The 5,481-nt window shown below is 70.4% G+C and carries 9 protein-coding genes; 6 read left to right on the top strand and 3 right to left on the bottom strand.

Translation table 11 applies throughout. The features are described from left to right. From VFM98_RS21655 to VFM98_RS21645, 3 genes are all read left to right on the top strand, one after another. Positions 1-330 (top strand): GNAT family N-acetyltransferase (locus tag VFM98_RS21655; protein ID WP_325111960.1); only part of this gene is annotated, 330 nt, incomplete at its 5' end. A gap of 69 nt (positions 331-399) precedes the next feature. Further along, positions 400-918: a GFA family protein gene (locus VFM98_RS21650; protein ID WP_325111959.1), complete on the top strand. Its 519-nt coding sequence runs from the start codon at positions 400-402 to the stop codon at positions 916-918. A gap of 20 nt (positions 919-938) precedes the next feature. Beyond that, complete coding sequence (locus VFM98_RS21645; RefSeq protein ID WP_325111958.1) at positions 939-1,373, top strand: VOC family protein; 435 nt, start codon at positions 939-941, stop codon at positions 1,371-1,373. A 21-nt stretch (positions 1,374-1,394) separates the two neighbouring features. On the opposite strand, the gene VFM98_RS21640 is transcribed toward VFM98_RS21645, so the two are convergent. Further along, positions 1,395-1,601 carry a dodecin gene (locus VFM98_RS21640; protein ID WP_325111957.1) on the bottom strand — a complete coding sequence of 69 codons (207 nt, stop codon included), beginning with the start codon at positions 1,599-1,601 and terminating at the stop codon, positions 1,395-1,397. Between the two features lie 260 nt (positions 1,602-1,861). On the opposite strand from VFM98_RS21640, the gene VFM98_RS21635 reads away from it, so the two are divergent. The 3 genes from VFM98_RS21635 to VFM98_RS21625 are packed head-to-tail and all read left to right on the top strand — an operon-like array spanning position 1,862 to position 3,513. Beyond that, a complete protein-coding gene (locus tag VFM98_RS21635) occupies positions 1,862-2,620 on the top strand; it encodes a hypothetical protein (protein ID WP_325111956.1) in 759 nt (252 codons plus the stop codon). A 43-nt stretch (positions 2,621-2,663) separates the two neighbouring features. Continuing rightward, positions 2,664-3,062 carry a cupin domain-containing protein gene (locus VFM98_RS21630; protein ID WP_325111955.1) on the top strand — a complete coding sequence of 133 codons (399 nt, stop codon included), beginning with the start codon at positions 2,664-2,666 and terminating at the stop codon, positions 3,060-3,062. Between the two features lie 28 nt (positions 3,063-3,090). Beyond that, positions 3,091-3,513 (top strand): DUF1810 domain-containing protein, encoded by a 423-nt coding sequence (locus VFM98_RS21625; RefSeq protein WP_325111954.1) that lies wholly within the window; start codon positions 3,091-3,093, stop codon positions 3,511-3,513. Here the strand turns inward: VFM98_RS21625 and VFM98_RS21620 are convergent. Beyond that, the gene (locus VFM98_RS21620) at positions 3,468-4,250 is read right to left on the bottom strand and encodes a Crp/Fnr family transcriptional regulator (protein WP_325111953.1); all 783 of its coding nucleotides are present in this window, start codon (positions 4,248-4,250) and stop codon (positions 3,468-3,470) included. The genes VFM98_RS21625 and VFM98_RS21620 overlap by 46 nt on opposite strands. Before the next feature lie 153 nt (positions 4,251-4,403). Further along, on the bottom strand, positions 4,404-5,481 hold a 1,078-nt coding region (locus VFM98_RS21615; RefSeq protein ID WP_325111952.1), incomplete at its 5' end, for an aldehyde dehydrogenase family protein.

The following is a 5,481-nucleotide window of genomic DNA, read 5'->3' as shown; positions in this document are numbered from 1 at the left end:
GCCATCAACGTCGCGGTCGTGCGCGAGCCGCAGCGCGTCACCGGCTTCGGCATCATGAAGTACGAGGAGGACGAGGCGCACCTGCTGCTGCTCGCCGTCGATCCGGACCGGCGCCGCCTCGGCATCGCCAGCGCCATCCTGCAATGGCTGGAAGAGGTGGCCCGCGCGGCCGGCGCCGCGCGCGTCGTGCTGGAGGCCCGGCTGGCCAACGACGAAGCCCGCTGCTTCTACAACGAGCACGGCTACCACGAGCGCGCGCTGCGCGACGGCATGTACGGCGCGGCCGTGCACGGCGTGACGCTGGAGAAGTGGCTGCGCCCGCAGGAGTAGGCGGGGCGCCTCGCGACGCCGGACGTTGCGGCCCGCCCGGCGCGGTGCCACACTCCGCGCCAAGCCACTATGTCCGAGCCTGCGCCCTTCTCCCTCGAAGGCGGCTGCGACTGCCGCCAGGTCCGCTACCGCATGACTTCGCGGCCGCTGTTCGTGCACTGCTGCCACTGCCGCTGGTGCCAGCGCGAGACCGGCGCGTCCTTCGCGCTCAACGCCCTGATCGAGAGCGACCGCATCGAGCTGCTCGCCGGCGAAGTGCTGCAGGTGCACACGCCTTCCGAAAGCGGACTCGGCCAGCAGATCGCCCGCTGCCCCCATTGCCACGTGGCGCTGTGGAGCCACTATGCCGGCGCCGGGCCGGTGCTGAAGTTCGTGCGCGTGGGCACGCTGGACGATCCCGACGCGCTGCCGCCGGACATCCACATCTTCACGGCATCGAAGCAGCCCTGGGTGGTGCTGCCCGAAGGCACGCCCGCGGTGCCGGAGTTCTACGACCGCACGGCGTACTGGCCGCCCGAGAGCCTGCGCCGGCGCGAGGCGTTCCTGCCGCAGATCCAGGCCTGGCAGGCCGCGCAGCGCCTGCCCTGACACCGCATGGGAGGCCCCGCATGCGACCGCGCATCACCCTGATCACGCTGGGCGTCGACGATCTCGAGCGCGCCCTCGCCTTCTACCGCGACGGCCTGGGCTGGCGCAGCGACGGCATCGTCGGCCAGCAGTTCGAGCATGGCGCCGTCGCCTTCTTCGAGCTCGAAGGCGGCCTGCGGCTGGCCCTGTGGCCGCGCGCGAGCCTGGCGCACGACAGCGGCCTGCCGGTGGGCCCGCGCAGTCCCACCAGCTTCGCCCTGGCGCACAACGTGGGCTCGCGGCTGGAGGTGGACGAGGCCATGACGCTGGCGGCACGCGCCGGCGCGGTGGTGGTCAAGCCGCCGCAGGACACCTTCTATGGCGGCTACGCCGGCTACTTCCAGGACCCGGACGGCCACCTGTGGGAGGTGGCCTGGAACCCGGATTGGCAGCTGCCCGAAGGCGCCGCGCCCTGAGCCCGCCGGCGCCCGCCGGCGCTACTCCAGCGTGAAGCCGACCTTGATGGTCACCTGCCAGTGGGCCACCTTGCCGTCCTGCACGTGGCCGCGCGTCTCCTCCACGGTGAACCACTGGATGTTGCGGACCGTCTCGGCCGCCTTCGCGATGGCGCCATTCACCGCATCTTCGATGCCGGTGGGGGAGGAACCGGTGAGCTCGAGGGTCTTGTAGACGTGGTTGGACATGCGCGCCTCCTGATTGCGGCGCATCTTGCCAGCGGCAGCCGCGGCCGGGGGCCGCCGTCCGGCACGAAAGTGGGTTTCCCTCCAAAGCGGAGCTTCCGTTCGAGACCTGACACACCTACTTACACCATGGTACATCTGCCTGCAGTTTCAACCGAAAGTGCCATGAAGTCGCGCAGGCAGTAGCACGTCCGATGTCACCACCGGCCCTCCCCCGCCGTCGCGCTGATTCCTAGCATTGCCTGTAACTGGATGGAGGAGACATGCGCAAAATGCTCATCGCGGCCTGTGCGGCCGCCTTCCTGCTGGCTGGGGGTGCCGCCGCTGCCGCCGAGGCCACCAAGGGCGGGGTCGTGAGCTCCGCGCTGGAAATCGGCAAGCTGCGCATCGCGCTGCCGCCCGGCCAGTGGAACGTGGTGGCGGAGCACTCGGGCAAGGCCGCCAGCTCCGACGGCATCCCGAACGGCTCCACCTACAAGGGCTACTACCTGGTGCAGTTCGACGCGTCCAAGCGCCTGATCGGCACTTTCTACGCCCGTGCCACCACCGAGCCCGGCAAGCCCGTCGAATGGCGCGACCGCACCTGCCAGCGCGAGGACACGCTGTTCCGCACCACCCTGGGCGGCCCCGTCCATTCGCAGGACTGCCTGCTCATGAACCACCTGGTGCGCTACCTGCAGGTGAAGCCGCGCGACCTGATGGACCGTGCCGCCTGGCAGTGGATGCAGGAGAACGAAGTGAAGGTGCCCAAGACCGTGCTGGAGGTTCAGGAGCGCTTCTTCAAGGCCGGCGAGTACCTGTGGGTCAACTACACCGTCAACCCGGAGGCGGTCGACTTCGTGCCCTCCACCGTGACCGACTGGCGCCAGAGCGAATGGCATCCGGAGTTCGTCAAGACCGACCCCGAGCGCCAGGAGTACATCGAGCACCTGAAGGCCTGGGCGCTGGCCAACGCCAAGGTGCACCAGGCGGCCCTGCGCGACAACGCCAGCAAGGGAGAAATCGCACCTTATCCGCGCTAGGTTTGCTAGTCTTGCGCTGAGCGAAACGGACGCGAGGCGAACGATGGCCCTGCCGCATGCGAAACACCTCGACGTGATCAACGTCGCGCCGCTGGGCAACCAGCTGCAAGGCACGGTGAGCACGAGCCTGATCAAGACCGACCGCATCCAGCTGCTGCACATCGTGCTGGCCGCGCACCAGGAGCAGCCGATGCACCACGTCGACGACGAGTGCACGATCCACTGCCTCGAAGGCGCGGTGGACGTGGTGATGGGCGGCGGCGTGCGCCAGCTGCGGCCCGGCAACGTGATCGTGCTGCCCCCGCGCGAAAAGCACGCCCTGAAGGCGCGCGACGCGTCGGCCGTGCTCGTCACCCTGCTGCTGCACGGGGGCGACGCCGGCGACCAGGGCGGCGTGGGCCACCGGCACGTGCCGGACAAGGATTCTCCGATCAAGCCCTGAGCGGCCGCACGCTGCGGCCCGGCCCGCCATGACCGATCCCTTCCGCCTGCAGCGCTTCGTCGATGCCCAGGCCGACACGATCGAGGCCGCGCGCGACGAGCTGCGCGCGGGGCGCAAGCGCAGCCACTGGATGTGGTTCGTGTTCCCGCAGTTGAAGGGCCTGGGCTTCAGCAGCACGGCGCAGTTCTACGGCATCGCGTCGCTGGAGGAGGCGCGCGCCTATCTCGCCCACCCGGTGCTGGGGCCGCGCCTGCGCGAATGCTGCGCACTGATGCTGGCCGTGCCAGGCAAGAGCGCGCACGAAATCCTGGGCTCGCCCGACGACCTCAAGTTCCGCTCCTGCCTCACCCTGTTCTCGCTCGCCGCCCCGCAGGAAGCCGTGTTCGGCCAGGCCTTGCAGCGCTTCTACGACGGCGAGCCGGATCCGCGCACGGTGGCCCTGTGCGCATAGGCTGGCGCTGAGGCGAAGGCGCCCTCCGCCCCCTCTGTGGCACCGCGCACCAGCGCCTGCAGCCGGTGCAGGTCGGTCACCAGCAGCGCGCGCCCGGTCTTCTGCAGCAGGCCCTGGCGGGTGAGCGCCGACAGCTCGCGGGTGACCTGTTCGCGCGTGGTCCCCACTTGCGCGGCGAGGTCCGCGTGGCGCGGCGCCGGCTCCAGCCGGGCGAAGTCGCTGTCCGGCTCCGTCGCGGCCTGCGCCTGCCGCAGCACCTCGGCCCGGATGCGGTTCTGCACCGCCAGCGTGCTCAGCTCGATCACGCGGTCGGTGAGCATGCGCACCAGCCCCACCAGGTAGCGAACGTAGCGCTCCTCCACGGACGGCTCCTCGCGCAGCAGCTGCTTGAATTCCGCGCCGGAGAGCGAGGCGCTCAGCACCCGCGTGCTGGCGTGGGCGTCGGTCGAGCGCTCGCCGCCATCCACCGCGGCGAAGTCGCCGACGATGGCGCCCTCGTGCAGTTGCGTGAACAGCACCTCGCGGCCGTCCGCGGCGTAGACATGGATGCGCACGCAGCCGTCGACGATCAGGTGCACGTCGCCGGCGCTGGCGTGGCGGGAGAGGATCAGCTGGCCCGGCTCGAAGCGTCGCCAGGTGCACTGCGCGGCCAGCGCGTCCAGCCTCTGCTGCGTCAGCCCCGCCAGCAGCGGCACGCGCGCGAGGCCCAGGGACGACATCGGGATCTGGGAAGGCATGAGCACTGTCTCCAGCAGTCGCCGACGATGATAGTCCGCGCCGCGCGGCCCGCCGCATCGTCACGATGGCCGAGCCCGACGGGCGCGCCGCCGCGCCCGCTCCGCAAGAAAAAAGCCCGGCCAGGCCGGGCTCTTGAGCGGGGTGCGCGGGACTCAGACGTTCATCACCGCCACCGAGCGCGCGTTCAGGTAGGCCTCCAGCGCCTCCGGCCCGCCCTCGGAGCCGTAGCCCGAATCCTTGATGCCGCCGAAAGGCATCTCGGCGCTCGGCATGGCCGGCATGTTGATCCACAGCATGCCCACTTCGACCCTGCGCGACAGCAGGTCGGCGTTCTTGAGCGACCTGGTGAAGGCATAGCCCGCGAGGCCGTAGGACAGGCGGTTGGCCTCCTTGATCGCCTCGTCGAGGCTGGTGAAGCCGCGGATGCCCGCCACCGGCCCGAAGGGCTCTTCGTTGAACAGCTTGGCTTCCAGCGGCACGTCGACCAGCACCGTCGGCTCCCAGAAGTTGCCCGCGTCGCCGATGCGCTTGCCGCCGGCCAGCACCGTGGCACCCTTGCCCACCGCGTCGGTGTGGAACTCGGTCATGGCGGTCAGGCGGCGCGGATTGGCCAGCGGCCCCATCTGCGTGCCCTCGGCCAGGCCCTCGCCCACCTTCAGGCCCTGCGCGTACTTTGCCAACGCCTGGGCGAATTCGTTCTTCACGCTCTCGTGCACCAGGAAGCGCGTCGGCGAGATGCAGACCTGGCCGGCGTTGCGGAACTTGGCGCCGCCGGCGGACTTGACGGCCAGCGCGATGTCGGCGTCCTCGCAGACGATCACCGGGGCGTGGCCGCCCAGCTCCATCGTCACGCGCTTCATGTGCTGGCCGGCCAGCCCGGCCAGCTGCTTGCCCACCGGCGTGGAGCCCGTGAACGTGATCTTGCGGATCACCGGGTGCGGGATCAGGTAGCTGGAGATCTCGGCCGGGTTGCCGTACACCAGCCCCAGCACGCCCGGGGGAATGCCCGCATCGGCGAAGGCCTTGATCAGCGCGGCCGGGGCGGCCGGCGTTTCCTCCGCCGCCTTGACCAGCATCGAGCAGCCGGCGGCGAGCGCGGCGCCGACCTTGCGCACCACCTGGTTGATCGGGAAGTTCCACGGCGTGAAGGCGGCCACCGGGCCCACCGGGTCCTTGATCACCATCTGGCGCAGCTCGGGCTTGAAGCGCGAGGGGACGAGGCGGCCATAG

The sequence above is a fragment of the Ramlibacter sp. genome, from assembly GCF_035706265.1.
GTDB lineage: Bacteria > Pseudomonadota > Gammaproteobacteria > Burkholderiales > Burkholderiaceae_C > Ramlibacter.
The sequence above is the reverse complement of the archived record's forward strand: the minus strand, read 5'-3'. Positions and strand labels throughout refer to the sequence as shown.

Bases quoted from the DNA above. Each gene is read 5' to 3' on its own strand.
- VFM98_RS21650 (WP_325111959.1), top strand. From the start codon at position 400: ATGTCCGAGCCTGCGCCCTTCTCCCTCGAAGGCGGCTGCGACTGCCGC.
- VFM98_RS21645 (WP_325111958.1), top strand. From the start codon at position 939: ATGCGACCGCGCATCACCCTGATCACGCTGGGCGTCGACGATCTCGAG.
- VFM98_RS21640 (WP_325111957.1), bottom strand. From the start codon at position 1,601: ATGTCCAACCACGTCTACAAGACCCTCGAGCTCACCGGTTCCTCCCCC.
- VFM98_RS21635 (WP_325111956.1), top strand. From the start codon at position 1,862: ATGCGCAAAATGCTCATCGCGGCCTGTGCGGCCGCCTTCCTGCTGGCT.
- VFM98_RS21630 (WP_325111955.1), top strand. From the start codon at position 2,664: ATGGCCCTGCCGCATGCGAAACACCTCGACGTGATCAACGTCGCGCCG.
- VFM98_RS21625 (WP_325111954.1), top strand. From the start codon at position 3,091: ATGACCGATCCCTTCCGCCTGCAGCGCTTCGTCGATGCCCAGGCCGAC.
- VFM98_RS21620 (WP_325111953.1), bottom strand. From the start codon at position 4,250: ATGCCTTCCCAGATCCCGATGTCGTCCCTGGGCCTCGCGCGCGTGCCG.